Annotated in this window: 17 protein-coding genes and 2 pseudogenes; 8 read left to right on the top strand and 11 right to left on the bottom strand. The window is 66.8% G+C overall.

Features of this window, described 5'->3' with window-relative positions; genetic code table 11:
• Positions 1 to 297 precede the first annotated feature (297 nt).
• The 4 genes from AB2M62_RS13975 to AB2M62_RS13960 all read left to right on the top strand — a co-directional run bounded on the left by AB2M62_RS13975 (position 298) and on the right by AB2M62_RS13960 (position 3185).
• Complete coding sequence (locus AB2M62_RS13975; RefSeq protein ID WP_404334683.1) at positions 298 to 891, top strand: alpha/beta hydrolase; 594 nt, start codon at positions 298 to 300, stop codon at positions 889 to 891.
• 157 nt (positions 892 to 1048) lie between these two features.
• Complete coding sequence (locus tag AB2M62_RS13970) at positions 1049 to 1342, top strand: iron transporter (RefSeq protein ID WP_404334681.1); 294 nt, start codon at positions 1049 to 1051, stop codon at positions 1340 to 1342.
• Positions 1339 to 2841, top strand: a complete 1503-nt coding sequence (locus AB2M62_RS13965) for a PepSY-associated TM helix domain-containing protein (RefSeq protein WP_404334680.1) — start codon at positions 1339 to 1341, stop codon at positions 2839 to 2841. Before AB2M62_RS13970 ends, AB2M62_RS13965 begins: the two co-directional genes overlap by 4 nt.
• On the top strand, positions 2838 to 3185 hold the full coding sequence (locus AB2M62_RS13960; RefSeq protein WP_404334679.1) for a DUF3325 family protein: 348 nt from the start codon (positions 2838 to 2840) through the stop codon (positions 3183 to 3185). The genes AB2M62_RS13965 and AB2M62_RS13960 overlap by 4 nt, the downstream gene beginning before the upstream one ends.
• A gap of 6 nt (positions 3186 to 3191) precedes the next feature.
• Here the strand turns inward: AB2M62_RS13960 and AB2M62_RS13955 are convergent, their stop codons facing one another.
• Both AB2M62_RS13955 and AB2M62_RS13950 read right to left on the bottom strand, forming a co-directional pair.
• Positions 3192 to 3347: a hypothetical protein gene (locus tag AB2M62_RS13955; RefSeq protein ID WP_404334678.1), complete on the bottom strand. Its 156-nt coding sequence runs from the start codon at positions 3345 to 3347 to the stop codon at positions 3192 to 3194.
• Between the two features lie 304 nt (positions 3348 to 3651).
• The gene (locus AB2M62_RS13950; protein ID WP_404334677.1) at positions 3652 to 4767 is read right to left on the bottom strand and encodes a hypothetical protein; all 1116 of its coding nucleotides are present in this window, start codon (positions 4765 to 4767) and stop codon (positions 3652 to 3654) included.
• A gap of 191 nt (positions 4768 to 4958) precedes the next feature.
• Here AB2M62_RS13950 and AB2M62_RS13945 point away from each other — a divergent pair, with 191 nt between their 5' ends.
• Positions 4959 to 5186 (top strand): hypothetical protein, encoded by a 228-nt coding sequence (locus AB2M62_RS13945; protein ID WP_404334675.1) that lies wholly within the window; start codon positions 4959 to 4961, stop codon positions 5184 to 5186.
• Positions 5187 to 5359: 173 nt separating this feature from the next.
• The gene (locus AB2M62_RS13940; RefSeq protein ID WP_404334674.1) at positions 5360 to 6025 is read left to right on the top strand and encodes a hypothetical protein; all 666 of its coding nucleotides are present in this window, start codon (positions 5360 to 5362) and stop codon (positions 6023 to 6025) included.
• 11 nt (positions 6026 to 6036) lie between these two features.
• Here AB2M62_RS13940 and AB2M62_RS13935 read toward each other — a convergent pair whose 3' ends face one another.
• The 5 genes and pseudogenes from AB2M62_RS13935 to uvrA form a co-directional block, all read right to left on the bottom strand.
• On the bottom strand, positions 6037 to 7320 hold the full coding sequence (locus AB2M62_RS13935) for a hypothetical protein (RefSeq protein ID WP_404334672.1): 1284 nt from the start codon (positions 7318 to 7320) through the stop codon (positions 6037 to 6039).
• A 56-nt stretch (positions 7321 to 7376) separates the two neighbouring features.
• A pseudogene (locus AB2M62_RS13930) lies at positions 7377 to 7559 on the bottom strand (hypothetical protein); the annotation flags it as partial.
• Positions 7560 to 7588: 29 nt separating this feature from the next.
• A complete protein-coding gene (locus AB2M62_RS13925; protein WP_404334671.1) occupies positions 7589 to 7765 on the bottom strand; it encodes a hypothetical protein in 177 nt (58 codons plus the stop codon).
• Positions 7740 to 8279: a hypothetical protein gene (locus tag AB2M62_RS13920; RefSeq protein ID WP_404334669.1), complete on the bottom strand. Its 540-nt coding sequence runs from the start codon at positions 8277 to 8279 to the stop codon at positions 7740 to 7742. Before AB2M62_RS13920 ends, AB2M62_RS13925 begins: the two co-directional genes overlap by 26 nt.
• A gap of 61 nt (positions 8280 to 8340) precedes the next feature.
• A pseudogene (gene uvrA / locus AB2M62_RS13915) lies at positions 8341 to 11306 on the bottom strand (excinuclease ABC subunit UvrA).
• Positions 11307 to 11542: 236 nt separating this feature from the next.
• On the opposite strand from uvrA, the gene AB2M62_RS13910 reads away from it, so the two are divergent.
• Positions 11543 to 13288, top strand: coding sequence for a hypothetical protein (locus AB2M62_RS13910; protein WP_404334667.1), 1746 nt, complete (start codon positions 11543 to 11545; stop codon positions 13286 to 13288).
• Positions 13289 to 13406: 118 nt separating this feature from the next.
• Positions 13407 to 14243, top strand: coding sequence for a subclass B3 metallo-beta-lactamase (gene bla / locus AB2M62_RS13905; protein ID WP_404334665.1), 837 nt, complete (start codon positions 13407 to 13409; stop codon positions 14241 to 14243).
• A gap of 183 nt (positions 14244 to 14426) precedes the next feature.
• Here the strand turns inward: bla and AB2M62_RS13900 are convergent, their stop codons facing one another.
• From AB2M62_RS13900 to AB2M62_RS13885, 4 genes are all read right to left on the bottom strand, one after another.
• The gene (locus AB2M62_RS13900; RefSeq protein ID WP_404334664.1) at positions 14427 to 15590 is read right to left on the bottom strand and encodes a serine hydrolase domain-containing protein; all 1164 of its coding nucleotides are present in this window, start codon (positions 15588 to 15590) and stop codon (positions 14427 to 14429) included.
• Positions 15591 to 15729: 139 nt separating this feature from the next.
• Positions 15730 to 16218, bottom strand: a complete 489-nt coding sequence (locus tag AB2M62_RS13895; protein ID WP_404334663.1) for a vgr related protein — start codon at positions 16216 to 16218, stop codon at positions 15730 to 15732.
• Complete coding sequence (locus AB2M62_RS13890; RefSeq protein ID WP_404334662.1) at positions 16193 to 16723, bottom strand: PH domain-containing protein; 531 nt, start codon at positions 16721 to 16723, stop codon at positions 16193 to 16195. Before AB2M62_RS13890 ends, AB2M62_RS13895 begins: the two co-directional genes overlap by 26 nt.
• A 111-nt stretch (positions 16724 to 16834) precedes the next feature.
• A complete protein-coding gene (locus tag AB2M62_RS13885; RefSeq protein WP_404334661.1) occupies positions 16835 to 18433 on the bottom strand; it encodes an alginate export family protein in 1599 nt (532 codons plus the stop codon).
• Positions 18434 to 18539 lie beyond the last annotated feature (106 nt).

The following is an 18539-nucleotide window of genomic DNA, read 5'->3' as shown; positions in this document are numbered from 1 at the left end:
GCTTTTCGGGTTTCTCGCGAAGTTGACATCATTACGCGTGGACCGGTTTCACACGCGTTGTTTCTCGCGATGCAGTTGAAGACGCGCCGGCGCACCGATGCGCGTGCGGGCGGGTTGCCAGTGGCGTGGAGGGGCCGGACGATATCAAGGAGCGGCGAACAGATCGCTTGAGCGACTTAGGGAGTCAGGCGCAATGTTCAAGCTTTGTTCTCGCCTTCTTTTCGTCGAAGATTCCGGTTTGAACTCCGATCCGGGCAGTATAGATTGCCGATTTGGGGTGGATTAAGGAGTGCGACGATGGCTGCGCTGGCTCTCCCTGCGAATCTTTCGCTGATCACGATCGGCGGCGACGGCGCGCCAGTATGGGCGCGGCTGTTCGAGCGGCCGATCGCCGCGGACCATATCCCGTTCAAGGTGCGTACCGCGGCCGACCGCAATTTGCTTGCCGCCAAGCTGGATGCCGCAGTGACGGGTGCCGATCGCGCGGTCCTGATCCTCGCCGAAGGCGCGAGCTGCTTCGCGACCGCCTGGTGGGCGCGGCTTTCGCCGCGCAGCTATGTCGAGCGCGTCGCCGGGGCGCTGTTCCTCGACCCGGTAGACCAGGCGCCGGGCGTGCCCGGCCTGCTCGAGACCTTCGCCTCGCCGCGAGTCACCTTGCCCTTTCCCTCGATCGTCCTCGAAGGCCAGGCGGCCCGGCGGACGGCAACGCGCGAGGTTCGCGCACTGGCGCTGAGCTGGGGCAGTGGCCTGGTCGCTTCGGGGCATGCCGATAGCCCGCTGGCGCGCACGAAGCGCGTGATCGAGCGGTTCACCGCGCAGGTCGTCGACCATGACGTGCAGCGCGGCGAAGGGTTGTTGGGACTGGGCCGCACCCGGCTGCACGGGCACTAGGCCGAAGGGCGCCAGGCCGAACGCCAACTTCCCTTCTCCCCCCGGAAGCGAGATCGGGCGGCCATTCGCGCGCGCACAATTAGCCGGCCGCCGCGCCTTGCTCTTGCGAACGCTACGCATTAACGGGTGCGAACGGTTCGCAATAATGAGGGTGTAGGTGGCGCGACACGGGGGGCAATTGACGCTCGGCTATCGGCTGGCGGTGACGAGCCGGGTGCTGGCGGGAACGCTGGGCGCCTATGCGGTGGCGTCGCTGGCGGCGATCGCGATCGGGCCGGTGCTGCCGCTGGCGCGCAACGAGGCGGTCACCAGCGCGACGCTGGTCGCGGTCCTCGTGTGGGTCGGCGCGATCCTCTGGGCCTTCGGCGCGCGCACGGCGTTGCGAGCGTGGCTGGGGCTGGGCGGCGCGGCGGCGCTGCTCGCGCTCGGCGGCTGGATGGCGCTGCGATGAGCGTGCGGCAGCGGATGGACTGGCTGCACAGCTGGGTGGGCATCGTCTTTGGCTGGCTGGGCTTTGCGATCGCGCTGACCGGCACCGCCGCGGTGTTCAAGGGCGAGATGGGCGACTGGATGCGGCCTGAAGTAGCCGCGCAGGTGGCGCCCGATACCGCACTGGCCAACGGCCTGCGCTGGCTGGCGGCAAACGAGAGCAACGCACCGGCCTGGTATCTGACCGCGCCGGACAGCCGATCGGGGACAGCGCAGGTGCTGCTCCAGCCCGGCGGGACGGGCGACTATCGGCTATGGGCGCTCGATCCGGCGACGGGCAATCCGAAGGGCATCCGCGACACGCTGGGCGGCGAATTCCTCTATCGCTTCCATTTCGAGCTCGAGCTGCCCTATCCCTGGGGGCGGATGATCGCGGCGATCGGGGCGATGGCGCTGCTGATCGCGCTGATCTCGGGCATCGTCACCCATCGCCGCTTCTTCGCCGACTTCTTCACGCTGCGCACCGGCAAGGGCAAGCGCAGCTGGCTCGACGCGCATAATGTGCTGGGGGTGCTGCCGATCCCGTTCCACCTGATGATCACGCTGACCGGGGTGCTGATGCTGGTGACGCTGACGCTGCCCTGGGCGACGCTGGGGGTCTATGGCGGCGACACCGCGGCGGCGGCGCGCGAGCTGTTCCCCGCCTATGTCGAGCGGCCGGCGGCGGAGACGCCGGGGCGGCTTGCCGATCCGGCGGCGATGATCGCGCAGGCGCGGCAGCAGTTCGGCGGCGCGCCGATCGGCCGGATCAGCGTCGAGAACCCCGGCGATGCGCGCTCGACCGTGCTGATGTGGCAAAATGACGAACAGGCGGTGCCCTATTCCAAGGCATCGGTGGCGTTCGACGGGGCGAGCGGCGCGCTGATCAGCCGGTACCGCGAGGCGCGGCCGGCGATGACCACCTATAATTTCCTCTACGGCCTGCACATGGGCCGGTTCGGCGACGCGGCGACGCGCTGGCTGTATTTCGCGTGCGGGCTGGCCTTTTCGGCGACGATCGCCACCGGGCTGGTGCTGTGGAGCCTGAGCCGGGCCGACATCGCCGACCGCAAGCACGCTGCGGTGGCGCGGCTGAGCGCGGGCGCCGTCGCCGGGCTGGTGCTGGCGATCGCGGCGTTGCTGTGGGGCAACCGGCTGCTGCCGCTGGGGCTGGCGGGACGCGCGGACTGGGAAGTGCGCGGCTTCTTCCTGGCCTGGGCCGCGGCGCTGGCCTGGTCGGCGGCGGTGCCGGCGCGGTGGGGCTGGCGGAGCCTGCTCTGGGCCAATGCCGCGGGCTGGGGACTGCTGCCGGTGGTTTCGGCGGGGAGCGTCGGGCGCGGGCTGCTGGTGACGCCGGGGGACGGACTGTTCGTCGCCGGCGACCTGCTCTGCCTGGCGATGGCGGCGACCTGCGGGTTCGCGGCGAAGCGGATGGGCGTGGCGAGGCCGGCACGGCCGCTGCGGCGGGCGGTGGCGGCATGAGCGCGCTGGCGGCGCTGCTGCTGGCGGTGGCGGGGTTCGCGCTGCTCGCGCTGGCGATGCGGCGACATGCCCGCGAGGCCGAGGTGAAAGCGGAATGGTTGAGACTGACCCCGGCGCAGCGGCGCCCGGCGGGCTACGCCCTGCTGGCGGTCAGCCTGGCGGCGCTGCTGATGCTGGCGCCGCGCTGGGACTTTGCCCTGATCGAGTGGATCGGGCTGATCGCCGCAGCCGCGGGGCTGGTCGCCCTGGGGCTGTGGCAAGCGCCGCGACAGATGCCGCGGCTGGCGCTGGCCTGCGGCGCGGGCGGACTTGCCGCCACGCTCGCCGCACTGGCGCTGGGTTAGCGCCCCTTAGCCGAGGACTTCGACGGCCGCAGCCCGGGCGATGACGCGCTGGCTCTGGTCGACCGCGAAGAGGCGGCGGTGGAAGGGGATGCCAAGCCGCGGCTTGGGCTGGCGGGCGGTACGGGTAATCTGGGTTTCGTGAATACGGTCGAAAAAGTTCATTTCAGTCCTGTTCTGTAGGTTCGATGCGCGCATGCCGCCGCCAAAACAGCGGGGCTCGCCTGCGCACGCGACGTGAGTTGGAAATCTCCCCCAGAGCCGGTGCGCGAGCATCGCGCTGCAGCGTAAACGGGGAGAAAAGCCGTAAAGTTCCGCGCATTGGGATGCGCAACCATCTTCGGCTTACCGGCATATGGTTACGCAAGGGTTACGCCGCAACCCCCGGAAAACGCCTAGATGGTCTTTCGCCCCTCCGCCGGCCCCGCAGCGATCGACGCGCCGCGGGGCCGGGAGCCGGACGCGGCGGCTAGCCGGCGTCGGGCGCCGCCTGTTCCTGCACCCCCGCCTGGGCATCGGCGTCCGCCTGCGCTTCGCTGGCCAACGCCTCGGTTGACCAGTTCTGCGGATCGATCTCGGCGAACCAGGCATCGCGCGCGGCCGCTTCGGCGGGGAGGCGCTCGGCGACGCGCTGTTCGCGCAGCGCCTCCTCGGCATCCTCCATCACCACCGCCTCGTCGGCGCTGAGCGAGCGTTCATAGCCCTCCTCGCCATACTGCCCTTCCTCCGAATAGTCGAAACCCTCGGGCGGCGGGAAATGGGTGCGCCATTCCTCGCGCTCCTCGTCCCACCACACCGGCTCGCTCGGTTGACAATCTTGACACGAATTGAGGGTTTCGGACGCGGCAGGCTCGGGCGCCAGCGCGACCAGCCCGGCGGCCTCGGCGCGCGCCCATTGCTCGCCGCTCCAGCCGGCGCGCTCGGCCGGATCGAGATCGTCGAGCGCAAGCGGCTCGGCGAGATCGGTGTGGGTGCGCAGCCAGCGGTCGGCGCGGGCGAGCGTGCGCAGCGGGGCAAGATCGGCGGCGGTGGCGGGGCGCGTGCGCGCGTCGAGAAACGCGCCGGCGCGCGCCGGACCGGCCTCGGCATCGATCAGATCGAGATATTGCGCGAAGTCGCCGGCGATCGCGCGCGCCGCGGCGGCGCTGGCGGCCGGCTTTTCGGCATCGGCGATGCGATCGAGCCGGGCGAGCATGGCGAGCGCGAGGCGGTTGTCATGGCGAAAGCGCGTGACGGTGCGGCCCTGGCTATCGGTGGCGTGTTCGCGGACGCCGTTGAACGCGCGCTCCATCAGCGCGTCGACCAGCGCATTGCGCGCAAGCAGCACCGCGGCATCCCAGCCGAGCGCAAAGGCCTGGCCCCGCGGGCTGTGGCGCAGCGCATACGCCGATTGGCGCGACAGCCCGACGATGCCGGAGGCCTGGTTGACCGGCAGGCCTTCGGACAGCGCCTCGAGGAACAGCCGCTGGCGATCCGGGGTCCAGCCGTCATAGCGCGTGCCGCCGGGCGGGCATTCGAAGCCGTGATAGCGGGCGAGATTGATGCTGCTGGGATCGAAGGCGGGGAATTCGCTGTGTTCGGTCATCGCGTGTCGCTCCTCTGGAAGAAGGGACTCGCCAGATATGCCGGGCGGGGGGCTGTAGGACAGCGAAAAGTTCGCGCTTTGTTCTTGCGGGTGTGGGCGTGCGGGATGGAGCCGCGCTGCCGCGTGTGAATCCCGTGGACGATCCCACGCGGGGGCTTTCGCAACCGTTCGCTTTATGTTCTTGCTTGGAGATGGCCGATCGGAGCGTCCGCTGCATCTTCGACTTCAAGCTCAAGCGCCAGCATGCCGACATTCGCTGCGGCGGGTGCGGCTGGCACGTGATCGTGCCGCCCGAGAGCGTGATCCGGATGTTCTCGCCGATGCTGAGCCTGCGCGACGCCGAGAAGCGCCTGCGCTGCCGCCGCTGCGGCAAGCGCGAGGCGACGCTGCGCGCGCTGTGGCGGGAGTATCATGGGTGAGGGGGCATCCGAGGTGACGAAGAACGGGATTTTTTCACGCGAAGGCGCAAAGACGCGAATAGGTTAAGGATGAAGCTGTCCCGCATAAAGAATTGATACTAGTTGTAGTAACACCGGCAACTTCTTTTAATTATCAACGTATGATGCTACCCGTCTATAGGGGAGAAGTCGACGTGTCCTTGCAGAACATTCATTTGCGCAAGATTTTAAAGATCATGTACCTTGAAGGTGGTGCTAGAATCGCCGCCCTTAGGGCGGATATCCGGGAAGAGATTGCTCGCGAAGAGGGCAGGGCGGGTGAAGGCGGAGGGGATTTTTACGGCCCGTTCTGGCGTGACGCCAAAGATCATGTTTTCGGCGCGACGGACCTCCACGAGCAAACCCGCATAAGAATACAGGGCAATCCTGGGCGCGCTAATCTGTACGGCCAACTGCGCGACGGCTTCCTGCTGTGGTGGGATGAGCGGCGGCGCTGGACAAACGAACCCTTCCGTCCGGCCGATGCGATGAAGACGGTCTGTAGAGTGGCTGGGGTCGATGCCGACATTAAGGTTGCCAACATTCTTTCCGTGCGCGACGGTCGCGACGAGGACCACTTCGTATATCCGTACTGGTTCCCTGATCCTCAGCTAAGCGAGGAAGCTGCTCGCTTAGGTCTGTGGCTGTTGTGTGAAGCTTTCCGCACCGTCGACCGTGCCGAGCTCAGGTTATTGGACGTGATACGTGGGCGGACATTTAGTTTAGACCGTAACTCTTTACAGGGAGACGAGCCGACGATTTTTCACCGTCGTCACGCTGCGGCACTTGCTCAATGGAATGAGCTACGACGCGAATATTGATGCGCAGATCGTCATGGCAAAGGCAGTTGACTGCCGGGCGCTTCGTGATGCGCGGACCATTTCATATAGAATAGCAGAAACGGATCTGTGATCACGAGGCTATTTTCAGATGCCACCCACTCTATTGGTGGCTCGCCCTCAATCTTCTCACGCGCAATCTTGCTCATATTCACCAAAGCCGCCGTAATTTCATGCTTAGCAGGCATGGAGGAAGCAGTCAAAAGGCTCTGCAAAGCCGTTCGCAGTTCATCATACGAAGTTCTAGGTTTAGGACCTATGCTCGCCAACGCAGTAAGAATTGCGGAATATTTGTCTTGAGATGTGCCATCTTTGAAGCTGCGAAGCTGGCGTTTCTTTCTTGCGTCTGGACCGGCTTTTAGTTTGTTGTACTTCGGAAAACCTTTGCTTCTCGCGATGTCGGCCAGTGCCTGTGGAAGAAGCTTATCGTCTAACTTTTGCGAAGAGCGTGACCATTCATATATATCACTCTTAATGCAGATTTCGCTGCATATTTCCTGAACTAGAAGGGGATTCCCAAATCCCTCAGCACAGATGGCCTTGTTTAAATGGCTGGAAGCGGCAACATTAAGGGCGGAGAATCCTCGCTCCGGTATCAAAATTAGATCATCAATGTCCCAAGGCTCGATTTCAATGTGTTGAAAACGTCCTTCGACTTCCTGTTCAACGGTTATAGGGTCGAACGCACGGTGCGGCACAGCGAGTAGAATTACCGCTAGGCCCTTGAATACCGCGCCTTTCAGAGCTTGGATGATGCCACGTTGAGCATCTTGAGGTATATAGTGGAAATCGTCCACCAAGAGCGATATGTTGTTATGCAGCAAGGCGTCCAGAGCGGCCCTTTGCGGATTCATGGTGTACGTGACAGCGCGCTGAGTTGTTCTGGCGCCGCTCTTGCTGCCGCTCGCGTTTAACTCTAGCACCGCAGGGATGCTAACTTTGCCTCCTGCGGAAGCTTGATCGGTAATCGTTCCGGATTCCGTACGCGTACGACTAGACCCTACCTGCAAAAGGTGAGCAATTTGACTCCAAAAGTCGTTTTCCGTGCGTATTTGGCCGCCTTCAACAGAAATTGACTCCCCTGATTGCGCCAAGACGTGGTTGCAAAGAACTGTTTTTCCAGATTTTGTAGGCCCAGTTACTACATTTATCGAAAAACCCTTTGCCAGCGCTTGCTTAACACGACGCTCGAGATTGAGATGATCTCGGCTAACGTACGTGATTGAAGGCTGTCCACCGGGTGTAAAAACGTCCCGAAGCCTTAGAACGTTAGCCATTTCGATCCCCCGTGATGCGCCGGCAGCGTAGCGAACTTCGGCTAGACGTAGCAAGCCTACTCCGCCGCCACCGGCTCCTTCGCCACCTTGAGCGGCTTGAGCAACGGCGCAAGATACTTCCCCGTGAAGCTGTGCGGTTCCTTCGCCACTTGCTCCGGCGTGCCCTGCGCGACGATCTCGCCGCCCTTGACGCCGCCCTCGGGCTCCATGCCGAGGATCCAGTCGGCGGTCTTGATGACCCTGGCAGCGGCAGGCTGATCGAGCGCGATCACCACTTCCCGCCCGCTGCCTCGATCGCTGCCAGCAACGCCTTCTTGCTCGCGGTGCGGCGTTTGCCGCTGTTGCGGGGGAGATCGGCTACGCCGGTCTCTACGCGGCGGCGCTCGATGTCGGCGGCGAGCGCTTCGAGCGGGATCGGTTCAGACGTCTTCGATGCCGTACTCACCGGCGGTCTCCTCGCGGATACGGCGCTCAAGATAGGCGCGGTCGGCGTCGCTGTGAAGCGTGAGCAGCGCGCGGGCCTGGCCGCGCATCTCTGGGGCGCTGCCGCTGGCGAACTGGCCCATGCGATCGGCGATCATGTCTTCGACGGCGATCACCGCGGCGGTTCCGTCTGCATCGAGATCGACGAGCAACAGCCGGTCGCGATCGGCCAGGCCGTCGAGCAGCGTCGAGGAGACGACCTCGAAGCCGAGCTTGAGATCGGGATGCATCCAGCCGCGGGTTGCCGCGCCGGGGCCCGACGGGCGGACAAAGCCAAGGTCCTGCAGCGCGATCTCGAACGCATGCTGCCGCGCCGTGACCAGATCGAAGTCGCCGGTGGTGACGGCGCTCTTCGAATAGAGTTCGACCGCGCCGCCGCCGACCAGCACCGGCGCTTCGAAGCCCTGCGCAGTCATCGCGGCGCTGGCACGGGCGAAAAGGCGGAGGGCGGCGGTGAATTCCGGACGATAAGCCATGGGCCGCTCCCTGCGAGGTGCCGCTCTCCCCTCTTGCAATAGGGGAGAGGGCGTTTGGCGGCTACTCCGCCGCCACCGCTTCCTTCGTCGCCGCGCGCGGTTTGAGCAACGGCGCGAGATACTTGCCCGTGAAGCTCCGCGGCTCCTTCGCTACTTGCTCCGGCGTGCCCTGCGCGACGATCTCGCCGCCCTTGACGCCGCCCTCGGGGCCCAGGTCGAGGATCCAGTCGGCGGTCTTGATGACGTCGAGATTGTGCTCGATCACCACCACGGTGTTGCCCTGCTCGACCAGCGCGTGGAGGACTTCGAGGAGTTTGCGGACGTCCTCGAAATGGAGGCCGGTGGTGGGCTCGTCGAGGATGTAGAGCGTCTGGCCGGTGGCGCGGCGGGCGAGTTCCTTGGCGAGCTTGACGCGCTGGGCCTCGCCGCCGCTCAGCGTGGTCGCCTGCTGGCCGACCTTGACATAGCCCAGGCCGACTTCGGCGAGCATCGCCATGCGATCGCGGATCGGGGGACGGCCTTGAAGAACTCGACCGCGTCCTCGACGGTCATGTCGAGCACGTCGGCGATGCTCTTGCCCTTGAACTTCACTTCGAGCGTCTCGCGATTGTAGCGCGCGCCGTGGCAGACGTCGCAGGTGACGTAGACGTCGGGGAGGAAGTGCATCTCGATCTTGAGCACGCCGTCGCCCTGGCACGCCTCGCAGCGGCCGCCCTTGACGTTGAAGCTGAAGCGGCCGGGCTTGTAGCCGCGCGCCTGCGCCTCGGGGAGGCCGGCGAACCAGTCGCGGATGTTGGTGAAGGCGCCGGTATAGGTCGCCGGGTTCGAGCGCGGGGTGCGGCCGATCGGCGACTGATCGATGTCGATCACCTTGTCGAGATGCTCGAGCCCGGTGACCTTGTCGTGCTTGCCGGCGAGGACGCGGGCGCCGTTGAGCTGGCGCGCGGCGGCGGCATAGAGCGTGTCGATCGTGAAGCTCGACTTGCCCGAGCCCGAGACGCCGGTGATGCAAGTGAAGGTGCCGAGCGGGATGCTCGCGGTGACGCCGGTGAGGTTGTTGGCGGTGGCATTGTGCACGGTCAGCTTCTTGCCGGTGCCCTTGCGGCGCTTGGCCGGAAGCGGGACTTCGCGGCGGCCGGTGAGATAGTCGGCGGTGATGCTGCCGGGAGTGGCGAGGACCTGGTCGAGCGTACCGTGCGCGACGACCTCGCCGCCATGGACGCCGGCGCCGGGGCCCATATCGATGACATAGTCGGCGGTGCGGATCGCATCCTCGTCATGCTCGACGACGAGCACGGTGTTGCCGAGATCGCGCAGGCGGCGCAGCGTGGCGAGCAGCATGTCGTTGTCGCGCTGGTGGAGGCCGATCGAGGGCTCGTCGAGGACGTAGAGAACGCCCGACAGGCCCGAGCCGATCTGGCTGGCGAGGCGGATGCGCTGGCTCTCGCCGCCGGACAGGGTGCCCGAGGTGCGATTGAGGTTGAGATAGTCGAGCCCGACATTGTTGAGGAAGCCGAGGCGCTCGTCGATCTCCTTGAGGATCGCGCGGGCGATCTCGCGGCTCTGCGGGGTGAGCTGATCGGGCAGCTGGGCGAACCAGGCGAGCGCGTCGACCACGCTGAGGCGGGTGACGCTGGAGATGTCGCGCATCGCGACCTTCACCGCCAGCGCCTCGGGCTTGAGGCGCGCGCCGTGGCAGACTTCGCACGGATGCGACGCCTGATATTTGCTCAGCTCCTCGCGCATCCAGGCGCTCTCGGTCTGGAGCATGCGGCGGTTGAGATTGCCGATGACGCCTTCGAACGGCTTCTTGACGTCATAGGATTTGCGGCCGTCGACGAAGGTGAGGGTGACCGGCTTGCCCTTGGTGCCGTGGAGGATGGCGAAGCGCGCGTCCTCGGGGAGATCGGCCCACTTCGTGTCGAGGCTGAAGCCGAACTCGCGGGCGAGCGAGCCCAGCACCTGCATGTAATAAGGCGAGGGCGGGTTCGACTTGGCCCAGGGCACGATCGCGCCCTTCTTGATCGTGAGATCGTGATTGGGGACGACGAGATCCTCGTCGAATTCGAGCTTCTCGCCCAGGCCGTCGCACGCCGGGCAGGCGCCTTGCGGCGCGTTGAACGAGAACAGGCGCGGCTCGATCTCGGTGATCGTGAAGCCCGATACCGGGCAGGCGAACTTCTCGGAGAAGACGATGCGGTTTTCCGGGAGGCCGGTGTTCTTCATCCCGCTCTTGGGCGCGGGGGCCTCGGCGGCGAAGGCCTGCGGCGCCTCGCGGACGCTGCTGCCGACGAGCTGGGCGACGGTGGTGTCGACCAGGTCGATATAGGCCAGGCCCTCGGCGAGCTTGAGCGCGGTCTCGAAGGACTCCGCCAGGCGCGTGGCGATGTCGCCGCCGACGACGAGGCGATCGACCACGACTTCGATGTCGTGCTTATACTTCTTGTCGAGCGCCGGGGCGTCCTCGATCAGATAGGTTTCGCCGTCGATGCGGACGCGCTGGAAGCCGGCCTTCTGCCACTCGGCAAGCTCCTTGCGGTACTCGCCCTTGCGGCCGCGGACGACGGGGGCGAGGAGGAGCAGGCGGGTGCCCTCGGGGAGCGCGAGGACGCGATCGACCATCTGGCTGACGGTCTGCGCGGCGATCGGCAGGCCGGTGGCCGGGCTGTACGGGATGCCGACGCGCGCCCAGAGCAGGCGCATATAATCGTAGATCTCGGTGACCGTCGCCACCGTCGAGCGCGGATTGCGGCTGGTGGTCTTCTGCTCGATCGAGATCGCCGGCGAGAGGCCCTCGATATGCTCGACATCGGGCTTCTGCATCATCTCGAGGAACTGGCGCGCATAGGCCGAGAGCGACTCGACATAGCGGCGCTGGCCCTCGGCATAGATGGTGTCGAAGGCGAGGCTGGACTTGCCCGAGCCCGACAGCCCGGTGATCACCGTCAGCGTATCGCGGGGGATGTCGATATCGACGCCCTTGAGATTATGCTCGCGCGCGCCGCGGACGGAGATGTGAGTAAGCATACGGGAGGCCTGACCGTTCCAGTTATGTTCCGAGTATAGGGAGCACGTTCGGGAGGTCAACGCGCGAGGCGCATGTGGGAAGCACAGGGGTATGAAACAAGGGCGCGACGCGGGCTACCTGCCGGTTCGGAACTATGGCTCGGAGCAGCATGAGGGGCTTGCGTGCGTCTACGGATAGTCAGCGCGCGTTAAGCGGTGAGCGGGGAAGATGCCGCGACAAGTCGAGGGGAGAGATGATGCGCGGTATTGCACCTGGTCGGCCGCTGATCGCGGCGGTTCTATTGTCGCTGTTGGGCGGCACGGCGGTGGCGCAGGCGCGCGGGGCGGTGGCGCAATCGACGGCGAGCGCGGAATCGACCGACGATTACGGCTTTATCGACAAGGCCAACTCGCTGTGGGAGGCGATCGGCGATGCGCCGCCCGATTATTCGTTCGCATTCGAGGGCGGCGAGCCCTGGGCGTGGGAGACGTCGGACGGGTACTGGATCGTTGTCGAGGACCAGGGCGAAGGCATCCGCAGCTATTATTTCGAGCCGGGCGCGCGCACGCCGTTCCTCACGGTCGAGCCTGGACACAGCTATGGCTATGACGATGGCGATCTCGCGGTGGTCTATGGCGCCGATGGCGGGGTGCTGAGCCGCGCCGAGGGCGGCGCGCACTATGACGCGGCGATGGACCTGTTCGAACGCGGCATCCGGATCAAGGCGGCGATGGCGCCGCGCGACTGGACCCCGGTCGATACCGGCGCGTGGCTGGACGCCAGCCCGTTCATCACCGGCTATGTCCAGCTGTGGAGCGAAGGCCGGGCGCGCTATCCGGGGTGGCGGCGCTATCGCAGCGTATGGGAAGCGCGCGCGCTGGAGCGGCGGCTCGACGCCGAGCGACGGCGGCGGCTGGCGCTGACCGAGCAATTCCACCGCTGGCGCGCGGGCGGCTTCCAGGGGCCGCCGCCGGGACGCTGGCGCAAGCCCGATCCCAACCGGCCGCATCGCCCGGGCGGGCCGGGCAGGCCCGGCAGGCCAGGCAGGCCGGACGGGGTCTGGAACCGGCCGATGCCGGGTGCCGGTGGCCTTCCGCCCTTGCCGGTGCCCGAAGGCGGCACGCGGCCGCGACCGGGGTCGGGACGGCCCGATACCGGCGGGCCCGATGCCGGTCGACCCGATTCCGGGCGACCGGGCGGACGGCCGCCGCGGCCCGGACGGCCCGGTGCGGAAGCTCCGCCGACCGTCGACGGCGCGCCCGGCACGACCTCGCCCGGACGGCCCGGCCGGCCCGGCTGGGGGCGTCCGCGCCCCGGCACGGTGACGACGCCGCCGCCTTCGCCCGATTCGAGCGGCGCAGTCGCCACGCCTCCCCCCGCGACCACGCCGCCAGGACGGCCGGGTTGGGGCAGACCAGGCGGGGGGCGTCCGCGTCCTGATGGCAGCGTGACCTCGCCCGCGCCTGGCGCCGAGGCGCCCGCGACGCCGCCGGTGACGCCGCCGGTGACCGGCACGCCGGGTCGGCGGCCGGGCTGGGGGCGCCCGCGGCCGGACGGCGGCGTGACCTCGCCAGCGCCGGGAGCCGACACTGCGCCGCCGCGCGGAAATTGGGGCGGGCGACCCGATCGACCGCGGCCGGTTGCGCCGCCGCCCCAGCCGCGGGCCGAGCCCGGCGCTGCCCCGTCGGCCGAGGCGCCGGCGCTGCCGCCGCGGCGCGGCAATGGCGGCGCGTGGCGCGTCGAAGGCGCCGGCGCGGATACGCCGCGGCCCCGCTTCCGGCCCCAGCCCGAGGGCGCGCCACCAGCGCAACGCCCCGCCTTTACTCCACCGCCGCGCGTCGAGCGGGCCGCCCCGGCACCGGCGCCGCAGGTCGAGCGGGCGGCGCCTGCCCCGGCGCCGCGCGTGGAACGCCCCGCGCCGCCGCACAGGGCCGAGCGGCCTGCGCCACCGCCGCGCAGCGCACCGATGCGGCCGTCCAAGCTGGAGCCCAGAGACGATTGAGCGCGCGAGCCATGAATTTGAGCGCGCGAGCCATGAATTTGCTTCATGGCTCGCGCGATATTTGATGCGTTTTTCTGAGGCCCGCAGCGCGCTATCCCGCACTCGAAGGGAGAGGCGGATGCGGTTTTTTCTAGGGATAGCGGCCGGATTGATGCTCGCCGCGCCATCGTGCGCGGGATGGCAGGACGGGCGGGCGGCGTGGAACAAGCCGGCCGAGCCGTTCGCGATCCTCGGCAACGTCTATTATGTCGGGACGGCGGGGCTGTCCGCCTTTCTGGTGACCGGCCCGCAGGGGCATGTGCTGATCGATGGCGGCACCCCGCAGGCGGCGCCGCTGATCGCCGCGAACATCGAGAAGCTCGGCTTCCGGCTGCGCGACGTGAAGTTCCTGCTGATCAACCATTCGCATTACGATCATGCCGGCGGGCTCGCCGAACTGAAGCGGCGGACCGGCGCGCAGCTGGTGGCGAGTCGCGGCGACGCGCCCGATCTGGCGGCGGGGAAGACCCTGGCGCGGCGCGACCTTACCGGCTTTCCCGCGGTCAGGGTCGATCGGCTGATCGGCGATGGCGAGCAGGTCCGCGTCGGCCCGGTGGTGCTGACCGCGCTGCTGACGCCGGGGCATACCGCGGGGGCGACGAGCTGGACGACGATTGCGGGCGGCAAGCGCGTGCTGTTCGCCTCGAGCCTGAGCGTGGCGGGCGAGCGGCTGGCCGGCACACCGAGCTATCCCGGCGTGGTGCGCGATTTCCGTGCGAGCTTTGCCAAGCTGCGCGGCGTGCAGGCCGACGTGTTCCTCAACTTCCATGCCGAGGGCTTCGACCTGGCGGCCAAGCGCAAGGCGCAGCAGGCGGGGAAGCGCGATGCGTTCGTCGATCCGGGCGAAACGCGGCGACGGGTGGACGCCGCGGCAAAGGCCTTCGAAGGGGAGTTGCGCGAGCAGGGCAAGAAGTGATTGCATCCTGGGTCGGGATGCGCCCCAAAAGGCGAGGTTCCAGAGCTGCGGTCCGCGTCTCGACAAGTCCTCCATTCGGGCAATGCCGCCGAGGGCGATCTGTCGACTTTCTCAGCGGTTTGCCCGGATAAGTGGCATCGGTCGTGAAAGCCCCTGCGCCGACGATGATCGGCGCGTCGGTTGCTATGGCCGGGTGGCGTCGAACAGATCGCTCGCCATCTGCTTCAACGCATCTTCGCTCCCCTCGCAAGAATTGTTGGCGAGGAGGACGAGGCCCATCTTGGCGCTGGGAAACAGCACCATCTGACTCGTCGAGCCGAACGATCCACCGCCATGCCAGAGCATAGTCTCGCCACCTCGCATCGTGGCATTCCAAATAAGAGACTGGCCGTTCTGGGCGTTGCCGCGGATCAGCGCATGAGACCGGGACGCGAGGGCGCTGCCGCTCAGATGCCACGCCAGGTACCGGGCCATGTCACGCGGCGTCGAATAGAGGCCGTAAGCGGCACCGGCGCTGTCATCGTGGAACGGCTGCGCCCGACCGTTGCGATTATAGGGCGTGACCAGCCTGTTTCGCATGGCAGCCCCGACGACGAAGTCGGTTGATCCCATATCCAAGCCGTGAAGCAGCCTGGTTCCGAGCAGCCGACGGAAGGGCGTATCGTAGACCGTCTCCAGGCCATAGCCGATGACGCGCATGTCGAGGTTTGAATAGGCGAATGCCGCACCGGGAACATCGCGAAGCTGCACCAGGCGAAGCGCGGCCAAATCCTTCTCGCGCGTGTGCCCCTTATTCAGGGCAGCGAACTGGCTGGCTAGGGTGTCGTAATCGGGATCGGCGAGGATGGCTCCGCTGTCCGGAAGGTCTCGCGGGAGGCCCGAGCTATGCGCTGCCAGAGATCTGAGGGTGATCGGCGTGCCGGCACGCTGCAAATTGGGGTAAGCGTTCGGCAGATACGCTCGAAAGTCGCGATCGAGCGTCATGCGCCGGTCGATCAGAGCCATGGCCGCCATCACGCCAACGAAGGTCTTCGTCACAGAGGCGAGTTCGTAGACGCTGTCGATCGTCGGCCGTGTCGCCCGCGCTCGGCTGGTCCAGCCGCGATTGGCGAAGAACGTTCTGCTGCCCACTCTCGCGACCAATGACACTCCGACGCGGCATTTGTCCTGAAGATAGCGGTCGGCGAGATTGTTAAGGAGCAGCTGCGGCAAGGCGCTCGCCGGCGATCTCGCCGTTGCGTTGGCGCTGCCGGCCCATATGGCGATGGCAAAAAGCGCAAGCGCAAGCGCAAGCGCGAGCGCTCGCTTTGCGTTCAAACGGCCTAGATTATGCTGCAGCGTGCTCATGCCCGCAGTTCTGACAGGCTGCCGGGACCCTCGCTAGGATTTCTGAGCTCCGCTCCGGACTAGCGAATGACAGCGTTCGAGTGCTCTCTCCGAGCGTCTCGCTTGCGGGCGCTATTTCAGACTTCCCGCGGTTGCTAGCTCAAAAGGGCAGCACCGCCTCCAGTTCCGCGAGCGGCGGCGCATCGGGGAGGGTGGCGCCGTGGCGGAGGAGGAAGGCGTGGCGGACGAGTTCGGCCTGTTGCTCGAGGCCATAGGCGGCTAGCGGCTTGCCCGGTGTGAAGGCGTAGCGATAGCGGCAGAAGGGGTGGCGCATCAGCACGAGGTAGAAGCGGCCGCGGGTCTGGCTTTGCCAGACATGGACGAGCTCGTGGACAAACAGCCCCTGCAGGCCGAGCGCGGCGTGGGCGAAATCGTCGCGATAGAGTCCGCCGGCGGGGTGGAAATGGATCGTGCCGGTGGGCGCCATGGTGGTGTTGGCGGGCTGGAAGAACGCCCATTTGCGGTTGGCGACGCGGGCGGCGGCATAATCGAGCGCGTCGCCGAATACCGGGCGGGCCAGCGCGATCTCGCCCGGGGTGAGCGCGCGCGATTGCCCGCCGGGCTCAGCCAAGGTCGCCGATATCCTCATGCACCATGTCGATCTCGCGCACGCCGCGGCTGCGGCGGGCGGTGTTGACCAGGCCGCGCAGCGTTTCGCGGCGCAGGCGGGCACGGACCACGTCGCGGATGACCAGCGGCGCGTCGCGGGTCGTCTCGTCCGACGAGGTGATCGTCAGCGTGCCGAGATCGGCCATCTGATTGATGATGGTGAAGTTTATCCGGACGTCCTTGACCCGATAAAGCTCGATCTCGTCGATCGACTTGGCGACGATGCCCTGATGGAGGATCAGCCGGTCTTCGGTAAGCTCATAGGTGGTGGCGAAATTGGTCACCGCCTTGACGGCGAGGAGGACGATGCCGGCGACGAGCGCGATCGGGAAGATCCAGGCCCAGTCGCCGACCGGGCGCTGCGCGAGTGCCCAGATCGATCCGAGCGCGCCGACCACCAGCAACAGGATCGTCCCCCAGCCCGCCAGCGTGCCGCGCAGCCAGCCCAGGGTGGACGAGCGGAAACGATCGACAGTCTCTGGCATGCGGTCCTCCCCGGAATATCGCTGGCGGAACGATACGGCGGGGATGCGCGCGGGGGAAGCCCTTGCGCACCCGGCCGGGGGAGGGCCGGGTGCGCGCCGCCGCGGGGCAGCTCAGAAGCGGAAGCTGATCCAGCTCGACAGATAGTGCGAGTCGACGGTGTTGACCTGCTTGAGCGCGCCGGTCGGCTGGAAATATTCGTAGCGCGTGATCAGCGAGAGCCGCGGCGCGATCTTCCAGCTCGCCTGGATACGCAGCGCGTCGCCGATATGATCGCCGTCCTGGATCAGCTGGGTGCCGGCATAGGCGCTGCCGCTGCCCTTGTAGACCGCGTCGCTGTCGCTGGCGCGGTAGCTGCGCTGATATTCGAAGGTGACGTCGAGCGGCTTGACCGGAGTCACCGTGAGATTCGGCGAGATCTGGAACAGGTTGGTCGGGCTGAGCGCGCCCTGATAGCTGTAGGCGATCGTACCCGCGGTGACGATTTTCGACGTCTTGAGCGCTCCGGTGCCGTAGCTGCCGCCGCCGCTGCCATAATCGAAATGCACGCCGGCCTTGGGCTTCATGCCCTTGGCGCTGAGGGCATAGGTCTGCGCGATCGCTGCGCTCCATGCGTCGATGTCGCGGCCGTTGAAGTCGCCGGTCTGGTGGCTGACCGTCCAGTCGATCGTCAGATCGTCGAGCGAGCCCCACAGCCGGGCGCCATAATAATGGCGGACTTCATGCGCGGTCTTGGTGCCCCAGCGGACCTTGTCGTTGCGCTCGCGCCACGCGAAGGGGTCGAGGAACAGCTTCCTGGTCTTGTCGTTCGCCAGCACCACGCCGGCGGTGACGCCCGAGAAGCGGTTGCTGCGATCGGGCGCATCGTCGCTGATCCCGCCCATACCGATCGCGACGTGGCGGAAATCGAACACGTCCACGCGATATTTGTCGATCTGGCCCCAGGCGCGGACGCCCTGCTCGACGGCGTGGAGCGTGTTGTTGTCCTTCTGCGAGATCAGCGACGACGAACCGTCGGTGAATTCCTGACGGCCGTAGCGGATGCCCAGGCCGACGCCCTCGACGGTGCCGCTGATTTCGCCGAACGCCTGCTGGAGGAACAGATCGTTGCGCGACTTGGCGGCCGGTGCACCATAGTTGATGCCGCTGAGACCGCCATGCGCCAGCTCGCCGAAGAAGCGGACCGGCCCGATATGAAGGTCGGCGCCGCCGACGAGGCGAAGCATGTCTTCGCGGCGATTGTCCGAATCGACGAGCCCGGGATTGCCGGTGAAGGTGGTGCGCAGCCGGGCCTCGCCCGAAAGCGTGAGATAGATGTCGCCCTTGTCGTCGATCGGCAGATATTTCAGCCGATCGAGGAAATCGTCGCGCTTCTTGGGGTTGCGCATCGCGGTCCAGTCTTCCGCCCAGCGCGAGACGTTATAGCCGCTCTGCTTGATGCCATGGCCATCGGCCTGGCGCGGATAGTTGCGGATCGCCGGATTGGCGGGCGCGCGCTCGGGGGTCCGCTCGCTGGGCGGGGTGCCGGGCTGTGCCTGGGGCGTCTGCTGGGCGTCCTGCTTCTGCCCGCTGGTCGCGCTGACCGTGATGAGCTTGGCATCCTGTTGTGCAGGATTGGCTTTCTCGGTCGGGCCGGTGTCGGCCTGCGCCGTGACGGGGGTGCCGACCGCAAGGAGCGTGGCGCCGATGACGAAGATGGAAGGCTGGTGCATTTTAGGTCTCCAACGGGCGTGCAGAACCCGTCCGCGCCCGACGGGGCCCGGTTGCGGCATCAAAAGGGGAAGGGGTGCGGGCGCCGTCGGGGGAAGGCGGCGCCCG

Origin of the sequence: Sphingomonas sp. MMS12-HWE2-04, assembly GCF_044881185.1 — a bacterium.
In the GTDB taxonomy this organism is placed as follows: domain Bacteria; phylum Pseudomonadota; class Alphaproteobacteria; order Sphingomonadales; family Sphingomonadaceae; genus Sphingomonas.
Note: the sequence above shows the minus strand (reverse complement) of the source record. Positions and strands in the feature narration are given on the sequence as shown.